Here is a 14,507-nt window from a genome sequence, read left to right as displayed (position 1 = left end):
GTTAGGTAAGGCAACGAAGTTGAAAGGACCGGCACCCTGACTGTCCACCATCTCAACGAGATCCTGCTGGTCGGCGCCTCAGTACTGCTGGTCGCGGTCGTGGCCGTGCGCCTCGCCTCACGCAGTGGCCTTCCCACCCTGCTCATCTACCTGGGCATTGGCGTCATCATGGGCCAGGACGGCGTCTTCGGCTTCACCTTCAACGACGTCCAGCTCACCCAAGTCCTGGGTTATGCCGCACTGGTGGTGATCCTCGCCGAAGGCGGACTTGGTACGAAATGGCAGGAAATCAAACCGGTACTGCCCGCCGCTGCGGTGTTGTCGACATTCGGCCTGATGCTGAGCGTCTTCGTCACCGCCGGCGCCGCGCACTATCTGGTGGGCCTCGACTGGCGGCAGGCGCTGATCATCGGCGCGGTGGTGTCGTCGACGGACGCGGCCGCCGTCTTCTCCGTGCTGCGCAATGTGGCGCTTCCCAAGCGCGTGACCGGCGTCCTGGAGGCCGAGTCCGGCTTCAACGACGCCCCTGTCGTGATCCTGGTGGTCGCCTTCTCGGCGGCGGGTCCCGTCGACCACTGGTACCACCTGGTGGGCGAGATCGCGCTGGAGCTGGTCATCGGTGCCGCGATCGGTCTCGCGGTCGGCTGGTGCGGCGCCTACGGCCTCAGACACGTCGCCCTGCCTGCCTCCGGCCTCTACCCGATCGCCGTCATGGCGATCGCCGTCACCGCCTACGCGGCAGGTGCCATGGCGCACGGCTCCGGCTTCCTCGCCGTCTACATCGCCTCGCTCATCCTCGGCAACGCCAAACTTCCACACCGGCCCGCGACTCGCGGTTTCGCCGAAGGGCTCGGCTGGATCGCTCAGATCGGTCTGTTCGTCCTGCTCGGTCTGCTCATCACACCGCATGAACTGGGTGACGATGTCGTCCCCGCGCTGATCATCGGACTGTTCTTGACCGCGGTCGCCCGGCCCGCCTCCGTGATCGCGAGCCTGCTCCCCTTCCGCATCCCCTGGCGCGAACAGGCGCTGATGTCCTGGGCGGGGCTGCGCGGCGCGGTGCCGATCGTGCTCGCCACCATCCCCATGGTGGCGGGAATCACCGACAGCAAGCGGATCTTCAACATCGTCTTCGTCCTGGTGATCGTCTACACCGTGGTGCAGGGCCCGACCCTGCCATGGGTCGCCCGCCGACTGCGGCTGTCCGGCGACAGCAACGGCGACGCCGCCGACCTCGGCATCGAATCCGCGCCGCTGGAACGGCTCCAGGGCCACCTGCTGTCCGTCGCCATCCCCAACGGCTCACGCATGCACGGCGTCGAGGTGGACGAGCTGCGGCTGCCCACCGGCGCCGCCGTCACCCTGGTGGTACGCGAGGGCGCCAGTTTCGTACCGCTGCCGTCGACCGTGCTGCGGCGCGGCGACGAACTGCTCGTGGTGACCACCGATCCGGTACGGGACGCGGCCGAGGCGCGGCTGCGGGCCGTCGGGCGCGGCGGCAAGCTCGCCGGGTGGCTCGGAGAGAAGCCGCCTGGTCGGCAACGCGGCCGACCAGGCGACCGATAAATCCGATCAACGTCCGGACCGCACCAGGTGCGCGAAAACGGCTCCGGTCTCCGCGTATCATGGTGAGGTATTTGTCGAGTTCAACCTCTGTCTGACGCAGAGCCGGCGCGGATTCCCGCGCTGAGCGGACGGCTCTCGGCGCGGTCATTCGCGGACCTGGATCCGCGTCCGCGCTACCAGGCGGCAGAAAGACCAGGCTGTGGCATCCAAGGTGCCCACCTCCCCGTCCACGTCCCCACCCGGGACAACGCCCACGCCCGCCGCTGTCGACGCAAAGCCCGGCTACCGGCAACTACTGAGCACCCCCGGCGCCTGGGCCTTCCTGCTCCCTGGCTTCGCCGCCCGGCAGCCGTTCGCGATGCTCACCATTGGCATGGTGCTGCTCGTCGAGCACACCACCGGCTCCTACGGCACAGCGGGAGCCGCCGCGGCCGTCACCGGGGTCTCGATGGCCCTGTGCGCCCCGAGGAGCGGCCGACTGGCCGACCGCTTCGGGCAACGTGCCGTCCTCGTGCCAGGCGTCGCTCTGCACACCGTCTCCGTCATCGGGCTGGTGACGCTCGCGCTGACCCATGCGCCTACCTGGACGCTGTTCGCGGCGGCCGTGCCCGCTGGTGCCACCGTGCCGCAGATCGGGCCGATGGTGCGCGCCCGCTGGGCGGTGGCGTTGAACGGCTCGGCAACCGCCCCGTCCAGCGCCGCCTCCCCCTTGATGACAACGGCCGCGGCCTTCGAGTCGGTGACCGACGAGTTCACCTTCGTCATCGGCCCTGTGCTCGCCACCGCGCTGTGCACCGCGGTGCACCCGGCGGCCGGGCTGATCACCGAGGCGGCGCTGACCCTTGCGGGAGGAATCCTCTTCGCCGCGCAGGGAAGTACCGCGCCCGTTCCGCACCCCACCATGGGGGGCGTCAGCGGAAAGCCCGCCTCAGCCTTGTCCGTACCCGGAGTGCGCGCGCTCGCCGTCGCCTTCCTCGGCATCGGCGCCGTCTTTGGCGGCATGCAGGTGTCGCTGACCGCCTTCACCCAGGAAATCGGCCGGCCCGGCATCAGCGGCCTGTTGTACGGGACCTTCGCCGCCGGAAACATGCTGGCGGGCGTCGTCTACGGCGCGGTCGCCTGGCGCCGCAGCCCCCGCGCCAGGCTGCTCGCGGCGTACGCGGCCCTGACACTCGCCTGCGCCCCGTTGTGGGCCGTGCACGCCGTGCCGGTACTGGCACCGCTCGGACTGCTGGTGGGCCTGTGCATCGCACCCACCCTCATCACCGGCTACACGATGGTGGACGCCCTGGTACCGGCCGAGTCCCGCACCGAGGCGTTCACGTGGCTGACGGGGGCGGTCGCGCTCGGGCAGGCGGCCGCCGTGACGACGGCCGGGCTGCTGGCCGACCACGCCGGCTCGCACGCCGGTTTCACGGTGCCGTTGGCCGGTACGGCGCTGGCGCTCACGGTGCTGGTGGGGCTGCGCGAGAGGTTGGTGCCACAATCGCGAGGAGTGGTCGCGTCGGGTGTGATCGGTCACCGTGCGGCGGTCCCGGTGGACTGACGCCGGGAAATACTGCACTATTGAGCGTCGTTAGCACTCAATGAGTGAGAGTGCCAGGAGGAGCAAGTGCCGACGTACCAGTACCAGTGCACCGAGTGCGGCGAGGGCCTCGAGGCGGTGCAGAAGTTCAGCGATGACGCGCTGACCGAGTGCCCCAACTGCGGCGGACGCCTGCGCAAGGTCTTCTCCGCCGTGGGCGTGGTCTTCAAGGGCTCCGGTTTCTACCGGACCGACAGCCGCGGCTCGTCCACGAGCAGCGCGCCTGCCGCCAAGAGCAGCAACTCGGATAGCAAGTCCGACAGCAAGCCGTCCTCCGGCTCGTCGTCGGGTTCATCGTCCGGCTCCTCTTCGGGTTCCGGCACGGGCTCCTCGTCCTCGAACAGCACGTCGGCGGCCTGAGCCCTTCCGAGGCTTTCGCGGATCTTACGAACCCCCGCCGTTTTCACGGTGGGGTTTCGTCGTGTACGCGGCGTCGCAATAGGGTGATCGACATGGTGCAGAGCAGCAGTGCGACGGACGCGCAGGCCGAGATCGGCGTCATCGGTGGATCCGGTTTCTACTCCTTCCTCGACGATGTGAGCGAAATCACGGTCGAGACTCCCTACGGCCCGCCGAGCGACTCGCTGTTCGTCGGTGAGGTAGCGGGGCGCCGGGTGGCGTTCCTGCCCCGGCACGGTCGCAAGCACCATCTACCACCGCACAAGATCAATTACCGCGCCAATCTGTGGGCGTTGCGGTCCGTCGGCGCGCGCCAGGTGCTCGGTCCGTGCGCGGTGGGCGGTCTGCGCACCGAGTTCGGCCCCGGAACGCTGCTGGTGCCCGACCAACTCGTGGACCGTACGAAGTCGCGCACCCAGTCGTACTTCGACGGCGAGACGCGAGCCGACGGTCAGGTGCCGAACGTGGTCCATGTGACCTTTGCCGACCCGTACTGCCCGGTGGGCCGGAAGGCCGCCGTCGGCACGGCACGGTCGGGTGGCTGGGAGGCGGTCGACGGCGGGACGCTGGTGGTGGTCGAGGGTCCCCGCTTCTCGACGCGCGCGGAATCGCTCTGGCACGCGGCGCAGGGCTGGTCCGTGGTCGGGATGACCGGCCACCCCGAGGCCGTGCTCGCCCGCGAACTGGGGCTTTGCTACACGTCGTTGACGCTGGTCACCGATCTCGACGCGGGCGCCGACACCGGAGAGGGCGTCTCCCACGAGGAGGTGCTGGAGGTCTTCGCGGCCAATGTCGGCCGGATGCGGGACGTGCTCTTCGACCTGATCGGCGAGCTGCCGGACAACGACGCGCGGGACTGCCTGTGCGTGGACTCGCTGGGGGGCCAGGACCCGGGGATCATTTTCCCCTAGCACGCGGGCTCCCGTATCCCTTGGCTCCTGTCTTCCGCGAAGCGGTAATTCACGCCTCCGGGTGGCCGAGTTATCCACAAGTCGGGAGTTGTCCACAGGGATCGGAGCGCTGTCGGCGCCGTGCGCGATGGTGGATACATCGACCGGACATACCGGTATCGAGCACCTCACGTCAGGCGGTGGTCCGTCATGTCCTGCTCCCCCACTCCCTATTCGGCTCCGGCGTGCCCCGAGCCGTACACGCCGCCGCGTTGCGCGGTGCCGGACTTCCCGCCGATCCGAGCGGGCGGCCGACGGCAGCTCCTGCGGCGGTCGCCGGGGCGCCGACGGCGCTCATTGGCCTTCGGTCTGGCGCTGACGGCGGCCGCGCTGGCGGCGGCCGCGGCCCACGGGACCGGCCCGCGTCATGACGCGGCGGCCCCACGCGGACCCGCGCCGGCCAGCGACACCACCCGCGCAGCGACCGTACGGGCGCCCCATGACGTGGCCGAGGTGCTGGTCAGGGCGCCGGTGCGGATCGCCGACGCGGCGGCCGTCGGGCTGCTGCGCCCTGGCGACCGGATCGATGTGCTGGCCAGTTCTCGGGTGGTGGCGTCGGACGCGACCGTTGTGGCCGTGCCGGGCCGCGCGGACGACTCGAAGCCCGCAGGAGAGTCCGCCCCACCCGATGTCAGTGGCGGTGGAGGCGGCGGGGCGCTGGTCGTGCTCGCCGTGCCACGCCGTACGGCGGCGGCGCTCTCCGGAGCGGCCGTCTCGTCACCATTGGCGGTGACATTGTGCTGAATCACCCGTTCGTGGACGGCGATTGGACACGCCGAACCCGCATTGCCTTCTATGGCGGAACCCATCATTCCGCCACATCGGCGTCACGGAAGAGGCATAGCGGTGACCGACAAGAACAAGCCGGGCGTGCTGGCAGGCTTCAAGGAATTCATCACGCGCGGGAACGTGATCGACCTCGCGGTCGCGGTCGTCATCGGTGCCGCGTTCACCAACATCGTGAACTCCGTGGTGAACGGCGTGATCAATCCCCTGGTCGGTGCCTTCGGTACGAAGGATCTCGTTGGGTACTCGTCCTGTCTGAAAGGCCCGTGCGTCGTCAACGACAAGGGCGAGACGATCAGCGGGATCCACATCCTGTGGGGGTCGGTGCTGAGCGCCGTCCTGACATTCCTGATCACCGCGGCGGTCGTGTACTTCCTGATGGTCGTACCGATGTCCCGCTACCTGGCGCGGCAGGCGAGCAAGCGCAAGCACGACGAGGTGGTGGAGAAGGCGGCCGAGGTCGAGGAGATCACACTGCTGCGCGACATCCGCGACGCGCTGGTCTCGCCGCGCAGCGGGGGCGGGAACTGATCGTCCGCTCGGCTCAGAGGTGGTGCGGCGGCTTCTCGTTGAGGAAGCGCGTGAAGTCGTCGTCATCGGCCGCCGAGCCGGAGGGCCGGTCGCCCCAGCCCCGGTCGGTGTCGTCGGCCGAGGGGCGGTCGAGCGGATCGTCGAAGACGAGGCCCGAGGGGCCCACCGGGGGTACGACCGCCGGGGCGGGTTCGTCGCCGGGGTTCTCGGCCGGGGTGCGATCGGGGGCGCTGCTCATGCCTCCAGGGTACGGCGGGGCGTCGGTGGCCGGGCTGTCGTCCCTGCTCAAGCGGCCGGAGGGAGATACCCCAAGTGTCCGTTTGAGGCAGTCGGCCGGATATACCTGGCCGCATGCAGACACCGGACCCGACGCCCTCGCCCACACCGGCAGCCGTACGCCCGGACCCGGAGAGCGGGGAACAGCGACGCGCACAGGCACACGTACCGGAGCGGGAGCACGTAGAGGCGCGGGCGCGGGAACAGGATCTCGACCGAAGCGACCTCGCGTACCGCCGCTGGTTGAGCGAGGCTGTGGGGAAGGTCCATGCCGACGCCAATCGGTCCGCCGATACCCATTTGCTGTCAGTTCCGCTCCCGGCGGACTGGGGCGTCGACCTCTATCTGAAGGACGAGTCCACACATCCGACGGGCTCGCTGAAGCACCGCCTGGCGCGCTCGCTGTTCCTGTACGCCCTGTGCAACGGCTGGATCCGGCCGGGGCGGCCGGTGATCGAGGCGTCCAGCGGATCGACGGCGGTCTCGGAGGCGTACTTCGCCCGGCTGATCGGTGTCCCCTTTGTGGCCGTGATGGCACGTGGGACGGTGCGGTCGAAGATCGAGCTGATCGAGTTCCACGGGGGCCGATGTCATCTGGTCGACGACCCGTGCGAGGTGTACGGGACGGCGGCACGGCTGGCGCGGGAGACCGGCGGTCACTACATGGATCAGTTCACGTACGCGGAGCGGGCGACGGACTGGCGGGGCAACAACAACATCGCCGAGTCGATCTTCCGGCAGATGGCGGTCGAGCGGTTCCCGGTCCCGACGTGGATCGTGGCGACGGCCGGCACCGGGGGGACGTCGGCGACGCTGGCCAGGTACGTGCGGTACGCCCAGGCGACGACGGGGATCTGCGTCGCGGATCCGGAGAATTCGGCGTTCTTTCCGGGCTGGCGGGATCACGATCCGGCGGTGACGACCGGAGCGGGGTCCCGTATCGAGGGGATCGGCCGCCAGCGGGTGGAGCCGAGTTTCGTGCCGGGCGCGATCGACCGCATGATGCGGGTCCCGGACGCCGCTTCCATCGCGTGCGTGCGCGTCCTGGAGCGCCTGCTCGGCCGCCGGGCGGGCGCGTCAACCGGCACCGGGCTGTGGGCCGCCTTCCGGATCATCTCCGAGATGCGCGAACGCGGTGAACAGGGCAGCGTGGTGGGCCTGTTGTGTGATCCGGGTGAGCGGTATCTGGAGAAGTACTACTCGGACGGCTGGCTGGCCGAACAGGGCATCCGGATCGGCCCTTACGTGGAGCGCGTCGAACGCTTCCTGACGACGGGGGAGCTGGCGCGGGCGGATTCGCCGCGCGGGCAGGCGAGTCGGGGCTGAGCGGCCTGGAATTCCGCGCGGCGCGCTGCGCGTAGTGCCTGCCGTACTCCATGGTGTCCTCCATGACTGAACCGACGACTCCGGCGGGTCCCGTGGCCAGGACCAGCGGCGCGTTGCGCCGGATGACGGCACGCAGCCGCCACGAGGAAGACCGCGCGTCCACGCCACTTGAGCTGTTCTTCGACTTGTGTTTCGTGGTCGCGGTCGCGCAGGCGGGCGTCCGGCTGGTGCATGCCGCCGTGGAGGGGCATCCGGGACACGGCGTGACCGGCTACCTGTTGGTCTTCTTCGCCATCTGGTGGGCGTGGGTCAACTTTTCATGGTTCGCCTCCGCATACGACACGGATGATGTGCCGTACCGGATCACCACGCTGGTGCAGATCGTCGGTGTGCTGATGCTGGCAGCGGGTGTGCCGCGCGCCTTCGACAGCGGCGACTTCCGGTTGGCGGTGTGCGGATACGCGGTGATGCGGCTGGCGTTGGTGACGCAGTGGCTGCGGGCGGCCGGGGCGGAGACGGGCGCGGCCCGGGGGACGGCTCTGCGGTACGCGTTCGGGGTGACGTTGTGCCAAGTGGGCTGGATGGCGTTGCTGTTGCCGCACGGTGCGCCGCCGGTGTGGGCGTTCGTGCTGTTGGCGGTGGCGGAGATGTCGGTGCCTGTGCTGTCGGAGCGGGCGGCACCGACGACGTGGCATCCGCGTCACATCGCGGAGCGGTACGGGTTGTTCACGATCATCGTGCTCGGGGAGTCGGTGTCCTCGGCCACCATCGCCGTACAGTCGGCGGCCGACGAGCACGACGCGCTCGGTGAGTTGTTGCCGATCGCCATCGGCGGGTTGCTGATTGTCTTCGCCGCGTGGTGGATCTACTTCGCGGTGCCGATCCATGACCACCTGGTGTCGAACAGGCAGGCGTTCCTTTGGGGTTACGGCCACTTCGCGGTGTTCGGTTCGGCGGCGGCGATCGGGGCGGGGATGGAGATCGCAGTCGAGCAGGCGGTCGGGAAGGCGGAGATCTCGACGCGGGTGGCGGCGGCCTGGGTCACGGTTCCCGCCGCGGTGTTTCTCATCACTGTCTGGTTGTTGCACTCACGGCACTACAAGCGGGGTCTCGCGCAGCAGCTCACGCTGCCGGTCTCGGGGGTGGTGGTGTTGGCGTGCACCTTCACGGGGTCGCACGCCGTGTTGTGGGCCGGGTTGGTGTGTGCGGTCACGGTGGCGGTGGGGGTGACGTTGCAGGCGCGGGGTGGTGGTCAGACGGCGCCGGTCGCGCCGAGGAGCTCGCCGACGGCGTAGGTGATGGCCATCGCGATGGCGCCGCCCGCGGCGTTGCGGAGGATGGCGGGGCCGGTCGGTGCGCTGCCGAGGCGGGCGCTCGCCCAGCCGCAGCCGACGAGGGCCAGCAGGACGGAGACGACGGTGACGGCCAGGCGCCACGAGGTGGGCGGCAGGACGATGGCCAGGAGCGGGAGCAGGGCGCCGATGGTGAAGGAGACGAAGCTGGCGCCGGCGGCGTGCCAGGGGTTGGCGAGTTCGTCGGGGTTGATGCCGAGCTCGACGCGGGCGTGGGCGCCGAGGGCGTCGCGTTCGGTGAGTTGCTCGGCGACTTCGCGGGCGAGTTCCTGGCTAATGCCGCGGTCTTCGAGGAGGCCGGTGAGTTCGTCGAGTTCGGCTTGGGGGGTGGTGGCGAGTTCTTCGCGTTCCAGGGCGAGGGCGGCCTGTTCGGAGTCGCGTTGTGTGCTGACGGAGACGTATTCGCCCGCCGCCATCGACAGGGAGCCCGCGAGGAGCCCGGCCATGCCCGCGGTCAGGAGCGTGGAGCGGGAGTCGGTGGCTCCCGCGACGCCGACGACCAGGCCCGCGGTGGACACGATGCCGTCGTTGGCGCCGAGTACGGCGGCGCGCAGCCAGTTGAGCCGGGTGCCGAGTCCGTCGTGGTGGGGCTCGTTCTTGTGGGGCCCGGCTTGGGCGTCGGTCTGGTCGTCCATAGGCGGAAGCGTCTCACCTGGGGCGGTCGTGCCCGATCAGGTGGTTGTGGGTGTCGCGGACAGGCCGAACCCCGGTGCGGGGGGGAATGCACCGGGGTTCGGGTCTGTGGGGAAGCGCGCCGGTCAGGCGGCTTCGTATTGGTCGAGGCCGGTCGCGCGGGCCATCCGCTTGAGGTCGGCCAGTGCGTGCTTCTCGATCTGCCGGATGCGCTCGCGCGTCAGTCCGTGCTGCTTGCCGACCTCGGTGAGGGTGCGCTCGCGGCCGTCGACGATGCCGTAGCGGGCCCGGATGATGGAGGCGGTGCGGTCGTCGAGGCGGTCGATCAGCCCGTCCAGTTCCTCGCGGCGGAGCATCACGAGCACGGAGTCCTCGGGGGACGGCGCGGCGCCGTCTTCCACCAGGTCACCGAATTCGGTCTCGCCCTCGGCGTCGACGGACATGTTGAGCGACACCGGGTCGCGGGCCCAGTCGAGGACGTCGGTGACGCGCTCGGGGGTCGAGGCCAGTTCGGTGGCGATCTCGGCGGGCTCCGCGTCGCGGCCGTGCTCGCGGTTGAACTCGCGCTGCACGCGGCGGATGCGGCCCAGTTCCTCGACGAGGTGGACGGGCAGCCGGATCGTGCGGGACTGGTCGGCGATGGAGCGGGTGATGGCCTGGCGGATCCACCAGGTCGCGTAGGTGGAGAACTTGAAGCCCTTGGCGTAGTCGAACTTCTCGACGGCGCGTACCAGGCCGGCGTTCCCCTCCTGGATCAGGTCGAGGAGCGGCAGTCCGCTGCGCGGGTAGCGGCGGGCCACGGCCACGACGAGCCGGAGGTTGGAACGGATGAAGACGTCCTTGGCCTGCTCGCCCGCGGCGACGATGGCCTCGAGCTCGTCGCGGCGGGCGTCACCGCCGGCCTTTGCGGGCAGTCCGGGATCGGTTGCGAGTATGCGTTCTGCGTAGACGCCCGCTTCGATGTCGCGGGACAGTTCCACTTCCCTGGCGGCGTCGAGCAGCGGGGTGCGCGCGATCTCGTCCAGGTACATGCCGACGAGGTCGCGGTCGGCGACTTCCCCGCCTGCGGCGCGAACGCTACTGGTCCCGCCAGCGTGACGACGGGCGACGGCACGGGTTGCCATGCGTGCTCCCTTACGAAGGTGCGGTCGGGTCTCGGTCGGACCGGGCGGTCGGGCCGCTTGCCGGATGGTTCCGTCAGGTGCGGCTCTTGCCTTGCGGTTGCCCCGTCCTGATCGGGATAACGATTGGAATCCGGACACAATTCCCATCTCGTGACCTGAATTTTGTGATCATGCAGTACCCTGTCTCGCCACACAGGGAGGCCAAAGGGTGCCGGAACGTCCAGAAGTCCAGGTCAGACCAGGTAGCGAGGGCGATCTGGCCGCTCTTACCGACATCTACAACCACTACATCCGTGAAACGTCGGTCACGTTCGACGTAGTTCCCTTCACCGTCGAACAACGTCGTCCGTGGTTGCTCTCCCACCCGAAAGACGGCCCGCACCGCCTCTTGGTTGCTCACTTTCCCGGCCCGTCGGGACGAATCCTGGGTTATGCGACCAGCAGCCCCTTCCGACCGAAGGCCGCGTACGCGACGTCGGTGGAGACGACGATCTATCTCGCGCACGACGCGGGCGGGCGCGGCATCGGCACGCTGCTCTACACGGCGCTCTTCGAGGCCCTGGCGGAGGAGAACCTGCATCGCGCGTACGCGGGCGTCACGCTGCCGAACGCGGCGTCGCTGCGGCTGCATGAGCGTTTCGGCTTCCGGCCGGTCGGGGTGTACGAGGAGGTCGGCCACAAATTCGGCGCCTACCACGATGTGGCGTGGTTCGAGAAGCGCCTGGGCTGACGTCGGCCTCGCACGCTGATAAGCGCGGACAGTGCGGACAGCCCGGACAGGTGCGGACACGTGCAGCTTATTTGAAGGTTCAAGCATATGGGGTTACGGTGGTGCTCCCGTATGCTTGAAACTTCAAGGAGGGTGCGCGATGACCACGGCAACCCCGGAGCGCATGCCCGCGCTCTACCTCTCGCACGGCGCCCCGCCGCTCGCCGACGACCCGGTGTGGCCCGCAGAGCTGGCGGCCTGGTCGGCCGACCTGCCGCGCCCCAAGGCGATCCTGGTGGTCTCGGCGCACTGGGAGGAGGCCCCGCTGGCGATCGGTGCGACCACCACCGTCCCCCTGGTGTACGACTTCTGGGGCTTCCCCGAGCACTACTACCAGGTGCGGTACACGGCGCCCGGCGCGCCCGCGCTCGCCGACTCCGTACGGAAACTGCTGCGCGGCGCAGGTAATCCCGTACAGGACGTGCCCAACCGCGGTCTCGACCACGGCGCGTACGTACCGCTGGTGGAGATGTTCCCCGCCGCCGACATTCCGGTGCTCCAGGTGTCGATGCCGACGCTCGACCCGGAGAAGCTGCTGGACATCGGACGCAAGTTGGCACCGTTGCGCGACGAGGGCGTGCTGATCGTGGGCAGCGGATTCTTCACGCACAATCTGGCGGCGCTGCGCAACGCGGGTCCGCGGCCGCCGAGCTGGTCGGCGGAGTTCGACGACTGGGGTCACCGGGCGTTGGAAGCCCAGGACGTGGACGCGCTGCTGGACTTTGAACACACCTCGCCCGCCGGGCGGTTGGCGCACCCGCGGACCGAGCACTTCGCCCCGCTGTTCGTTACGCTCGGCGCCGCCGAGTCCGAGCTCGGCAGCCAGCGCAGCATCATCGACGGTTTCTGGATGGGGCTCGCCAAGCGTTCCGTCCAGTTCGGCTGAACAAGGAGACCCCACGCTCATGCAGAAACGACGCATCGGGATCGGCGTGGCCGTAGTGGTCAGCGCCGTGACGCTGGCCGCCTGCGGCTCCGGCTCCAGCTCCGCCAGCGGCAAGGGAGCGAGCGACACGGCGACGACTACCGCGGGCGGTGGTGACAGCAAGCCCGCGGCCAGTTCCGTCTCGTGGCCCGCGCCCGCCGACGCCTCCGCGCAGGTCAAGGCGGCGGGGCTGCCGATGCTCGGGCAGGAGGGGCAGGTGCTGCACATCCACAGTCACCTCGATGTGTTCGTGGACGGCAAGGCCGTCGTCGTGCCCGCCCTGATCGGCATCGACGAGGCGAAGCAGTCGATCAGCCCGCTGCACACGCACGACACCAGTGGCGTCGTGCACATCGAATCGCCGGTGCAGGCCGACTTCACGCTCGGCGAGTTCATGACCGAGTGGAACGTGCCGCTCACGAAGGACACGCTCGGTTCGCTCAAGACCGGCGGCGGCAAGGAGCTGCATGTGTACGTGAACGGCAAGGAGCAGACCGGCGACCCGGCGGCGATCAAGCTGGGCGCGCACGAGGAGATCGCGCTCGTGTACGGCGCGCCTTCGGACAAGGTGACGGTGCCCAGCTCGTACAAGTGGCCCGAGGGGCTCTGACGGTCGCCGCGCGGGGCTGCGTATGGAATGACGAATGACCAACGGCAGGGCCCCGCCTCGTGCTTCACGAGGCGGGGCCCTGCCGTTTTCACGCGCTCACCCCATCGGGTGAGTGCCGTGCCGGGTCAGTGTGCGATGACCGGGATCGGGATGTCCTCGAAGTCGCCTTCGGCGACCCTCTCTCCGGTGTTCTGGACACCCGCGTCGACCAGGACGAAGGCCAGGACGGCGGAGAGCACCAGGATGGCGGTGGCCCAGTAGATGGCGACCGAGTAGCCGTGGACGGCAGCCTGGTTGACGAACAACTGGTTCTTCAGGTCGGCCGGGCTCTTGGCGTGCGAGCCGATCCACGTGGTGGTGGCGCTGGCCGCGAGGGTGTTCAGCAGGGCGGTGCCGATGGAGCCGCCGACCTGCTGCGAGGTGTTGACCATGGCGGACGCGACGCCCGCGTCCTCGGGGCGCACACCGTGCGCGGACAGGCTCATGGCGGGCATGAACGCCGTACCCATGCCGAGGCCCATCAGGACCAGGCCGGGCAGCAGGATTTCGGCGTAGTTGGAGTCGACCTTGATCTGGGCGAGGATGCCCATGCCGACGGCGGCGACCAGGAAGCCGGGCGCCATCAGGAAGCGCGGCCGGACCCGCAGCATCAGCCGGGTGCCGATCTGCGTGGAGCCGATGACCATACCGCCGACCATGGGCAGGAACGCGAAGCCCGACTTGAGCGCCGAGTAGCCCATGACCTGCTGGAGGTAGTAGGTCAGGAACAGGAACAGGCCGAACATGCCGATGATGGCGAGGCCCAGCGACAGGTAGACGCCGCCCCGGTTCCGCTCGGTGATGACGCGCAGCGGCAGCAGCGGGGCCTTGACGCGGCTTTCCACGGCCACGAACGAGGCGAGCAGCACCACGGAGGCGACGAACAGGCTGATGGTCACACCGGACGACCAGCCGTCGGACTCGGCGCGGCTGAAGCCGTAGACGAGCGCGACCAGACCGGTGCTGGCGAGGACCACGCCGGGGATGTCCAGGCGGTTGCGGTTGCGGCCTTCGGCGGGTTCGCGGATGAAGGCGATGGCGCCGAGGACGGCGGCGACGGCGAAGAAGATGTTGACGAACAGCGCCCAGCGCCAGTTCAGGTACTCGGTGAGGACACCGCCGAGGATGAGGCCGACCGCGGCGCCGGCGCCGGCGATGGCACCGTAGATGCCGAACGCCTTGGCGCGCTCCTTGGCGTCGGTGAACATCACCGAGATCAGGGACAGCGCGGCGGGCGCGAGCAGGGCGCCGAAGACACCCTGGAGGGCGCGGGCGCCGAGCAGCATCGCCGTGTTGACGGCGGCGCCGCCGAGCGCGGAGGCCGCGGCGAAGCCGAGCAGACCGACGATGAAGGTGTTCCTGCGTCCCCACAGGTCCGCGATCCGGCCGCCGAAGAGCAGCAGGCCACCGAAGGCGAGGGTGTAGGCCGTGACGACCCACTGGCGGTTGCCGTCCGAGATGCCGAGGTCGGCCTGGGCGGAGGGAAGTGCGATGTTCACCACGGTCGCGTCGAGCACGACCATGAGCTGAGCGATGGCGATAAATATCAGCGCTGTCCAGCGCTTCGGATCGGGCAAGCGTGTTTCAGGCATAACTGATCTCACTAATGGATGCGGAGTGACAGGACGTGGGGACG

Annotated in this window: 15 protein-coding genes; 11 read left to right on the top strand and 4 right to left on the bottom strand. The window is 69.3% G+C overall.

Annotated elements, in window-relative coordinates:
* Window positions 1-36 precede the first annotated feature (36 nt).
* The 6 genes from ACFZAM_RS06830 (at window position 37) to mscL (ending at window position 5,817) form a co-directional block, all read left to right on the top strand.
* Window positions 37-1,566 carry a potassium/proton antiporter gene (locus ACFZAM_RS06830; protein WP_391043588.1) on the top strand — a complete coding sequence of 510 codons (1,530 nt, stop codon included), beginning with the start codon at window positions 37-39 and terminating at the stop codon, window positions 1,564-1,566.
* A gap of 211 nt (window positions 1,567-1,777) precedes the next feature.
* Window positions 1,778-3,112 carry an MFS transporter gene (locus ACFZAM_RS06825; protein ID WP_391043585.1) on the top strand — a complete coding sequence of 445 codons (1,335 nt, stop codon included), beginning with the start codon at window positions 1,778-1,780 and terminating at the stop codon, window positions 3,110-3,112.
* A 66-nt stretch (window positions 3,113-3,178) separates the two neighbouring features.
* A complete protein-coding gene (locus ACFZAM_RS06820) occupies window positions 3,179-3,511 on the top strand; it encodes an FmdB family zinc ribbon protein (RefSeq protein ID WP_391043359.1) in 333 nt (110 codons plus the stop codon).
* 92 nt (window positions 3,512-3,603) lie between these two features.
* Window positions 3,604-4,461: an S-methyl-5'-thioadenosine phosphorylase gene (locus ACFZAM_RS06815; protein ID WP_391043356.1), complete on the top strand. Its 858-nt coding sequence runs from the start codon at window positions 3,604-3,606 to the stop codon at window positions 4,459-4,461.
* 336 nt (window positions 4,462-4,797) lie between these two features.
* A complete protein-coding gene (locus ACFZAM_RS06810; RefSeq protein ID WP_391043354.1) occupies window positions 4,798-5,244 on the top strand; it encodes a hypothetical protein in 447 nt (148 codons plus the stop codon).
* A gap of 102 nt (window positions 5,245-5,346) precedes the next feature.
* Window positions 5,347-5,817 carry a large conductance mechanosensitive channel protein MscL gene (gene mscL / locus ACFZAM_RS06805; RefSeq protein ID WP_317452500.1) on the top strand — a complete coding sequence of 157 codons (471 nt, stop codon included), beginning with the start codon at window positions 5,347-5,349 and terminating at the stop codon, window positions 5,815-5,817.
* A 13-nt stretch (window positions 5,818-5,830) separates the two neighbouring features.
* Here the strand turns inward: mscL and ACFZAM_RS06800 are convergent, their stop codons facing one another.
* Entirely contained in the window at window positions 5,831-6,055 is a 225-nt protein-coding gene (locus ACFZAM_RS06800) for a hypothetical protein (protein ID WP_355337840.1), read from the bottom strand.
* A 113-nt stretch (window positions 6,056-6,168) separates the two neighbouring features.
* Between ACFZAM_RS06800 and ACFZAM_RS06795 the strand changes: the two genes are divergently transcribed.
* Both ACFZAM_RS06795 and ACFZAM_RS06790 read left to right on the top strand, forming a co-directional pair.
* Window positions 6,169-7,419 (top strand): pyridoxal-phosphate dependent enzyme, encoded by a 1,251-nt coding sequence (locus ACFZAM_RS06795; protein ID WP_391043349.1) that lies wholly within the window; start codon window positions 6,169-6,171, stop codon window positions 7,417-7,419.
* Between the two features lie 62 nt (window positions 7,420-7,481).
* Entirely contained in the window at window positions 7,482-8,714 is a 1,233-nt protein-coding gene (locus ACFZAM_RS06790; protein WP_391043346.1) for a low temperature requirement protein A, read from the top strand.
* Here ACFZAM_RS06790 and ACFZAM_RS06785 read toward each other — a convergent pair.
* Both ACFZAM_RS06785 and ACFZAM_RS06780 read right to left on the bottom strand, forming a co-directional pair.
* A complete protein-coding gene (locus tag ACFZAM_RS06785) occupies window positions 8,672-9,406 on the bottom strand; it encodes a VIT family protein (protein WP_355337831.1) in 735 nt (244 codons plus the stop codon). The two genes, ACFZAM_RS06790 and ACFZAM_RS06785, sit on opposite strands and share 43 nt — an antisense overlap.
* A gap of 123 nt (window positions 9,407-9,529) precedes the next feature.
* Complete coding sequence (locus tag ACFZAM_RS06780) at window positions 9,530-10,528, bottom strand: sigma-70 family RNA polymerase sigma factor (protein WP_391043343.1); 999 nt, start codon at window positions 10,526-10,528, stop codon at window positions 9,530-9,532.
* Between the two features lie 208 nt (window positions 10,529-10,736).
* Between ACFZAM_RS06780 and ACFZAM_RS06775 the strand changes: the two genes are divergently transcribed.
* The 3 genes from ACFZAM_RS06775 to ACFZAM_RS06765 all read left to right on the top strand — a co-directional run bounded on the left by ACFZAM_RS06775 (window position 10,737) and on the right by ACFZAM_RS06765 (window position 12,832).
* A complete protein-coding gene (locus ACFZAM_RS06775) occupies window positions 10,737-11,258 on the top strand; it encodes a GNAT family N-acetyltransferase (protein WP_391043340.1) in 522 nt (173 codons plus the stop codon).
* A gap of 139 nt (window positions 11,259-11,397) precedes the next feature.
* Window positions 11,398-12,183, top strand: coding sequence for a dioxygenase (locus ACFZAM_RS06770; RefSeq protein WP_391043337.1), 786 nt, complete (start codon window positions 11,398-11,400; stop codon window positions 12,181-12,183).
* A gap of 19 nt (window positions 12,184-12,202) precedes the next feature.
* Window positions 12,203-12,832: a hypothetical protein gene (locus ACFZAM_RS06765; RefSeq protein ID WP_355337816.1), complete on the top strand. Its 630-nt coding sequence runs from the start codon at window positions 12,203-12,205 to the stop codon at window positions 12,830-12,832.
* A gap of 125 nt (window positions 12,833-12,957) precedes the next feature.
* On the opposite strand, the gene ACFZAM_RS06760 is transcribed toward ACFZAM_RS06765, so the two are convergent.
* Window positions 12,958-14,463 carry an MFS transporter gene (locus tag ACFZAM_RS06760; RefSeq protein WP_355337814.1) on the bottom strand — a complete coding sequence of 502 codons (1,506 nt, stop codon included), beginning with the start codon at window positions 14,461-14,463 and terminating at the stop codon, window positions 12,958-12,960.
* Window positions 14,464-14,507: the final 44 nt, after the last annotated feature.

It is taken from the genome of Streptomyces sp. NPDC008079 (assembly GCF_042957385.1).
Taxonomy (GTDB): Bacteria; Actinomycetota; Actinomycetes; order Streptomycetales; family Streptomycetaceae; genus Actinacidiphila.
This window is presented reverse-complemented; position numbering and strand designations above follow the sequence as displayed.

Excerpts from the sequence above, each read along its gene's own strand:
- ACFZAM_RS06815 (WP_391043356.1), top strand. The coding sequence starts at position 3,604 with ATGGTGCAGAGCAGCAGTGCGACGGACGCGCAGGCCGAGATCGGCGTC.
- ACFZAM_RS06800 (WP_355337840.1), bottom strand. The coding sequence starts at position 6,055 with ATGAGCAGCGCCCCCGATCGCACCCCGGCCGAGAACCCCGGCGACGAA.
- ACFZAM_RS06795 (WP_391043349.1), top strand. The coding sequence starts at position 6,169 with ATGCAGACACCGGACCCGACGCCCTCGCCCACACCGGCAGCCGTACGC.
- ACFZAM_RS06790 (WP_391043346.1), top strand. The coding sequence starts at position 7,482 with ATGACTGAACCGACGACTCCGGCGGGTCCCGTGGCCAGGACCAGCGGC.
- ACFZAM_RS06785 (WP_355337831.1), bottom strand. The coding sequence starts at position 9,406 with ATGGACGACCAGACCGACGCCCAAGCCGGGCCCCACAAGAACGAGCCC.
- ACFZAM_RS06780 (WP_391043343.1), bottom strand. The coding sequence starts at position 10,528 with ATGGCAACCCGTGCCGTCGCCCGTCGTCACGCTGGCGGGACCAGTAGC.
- ACFZAM_RS06770 (WP_391043337.1), top strand. The coding sequence starts at position 11,398 with ATGACCACGGCAACCCCGGAGCGCATGCCCGCGCTCTACCTCTCGCAC.
- ACFZAM_RS06765 (WP_355337816.1), top strand. The coding sequence starts at position 12,203 with ATGCAGAAACGACGCATCGGGATCGGCGTGGCCGTAGTGGTCAGCGCC.
- ACFZAM_RS06760 (WP_355337814.1), bottom strand. The coding sequence starts at position 14,463 with ATGCCTGAAACACGCTTGCCCGATCCGAAGCGCTGGACAGCGCTGATA.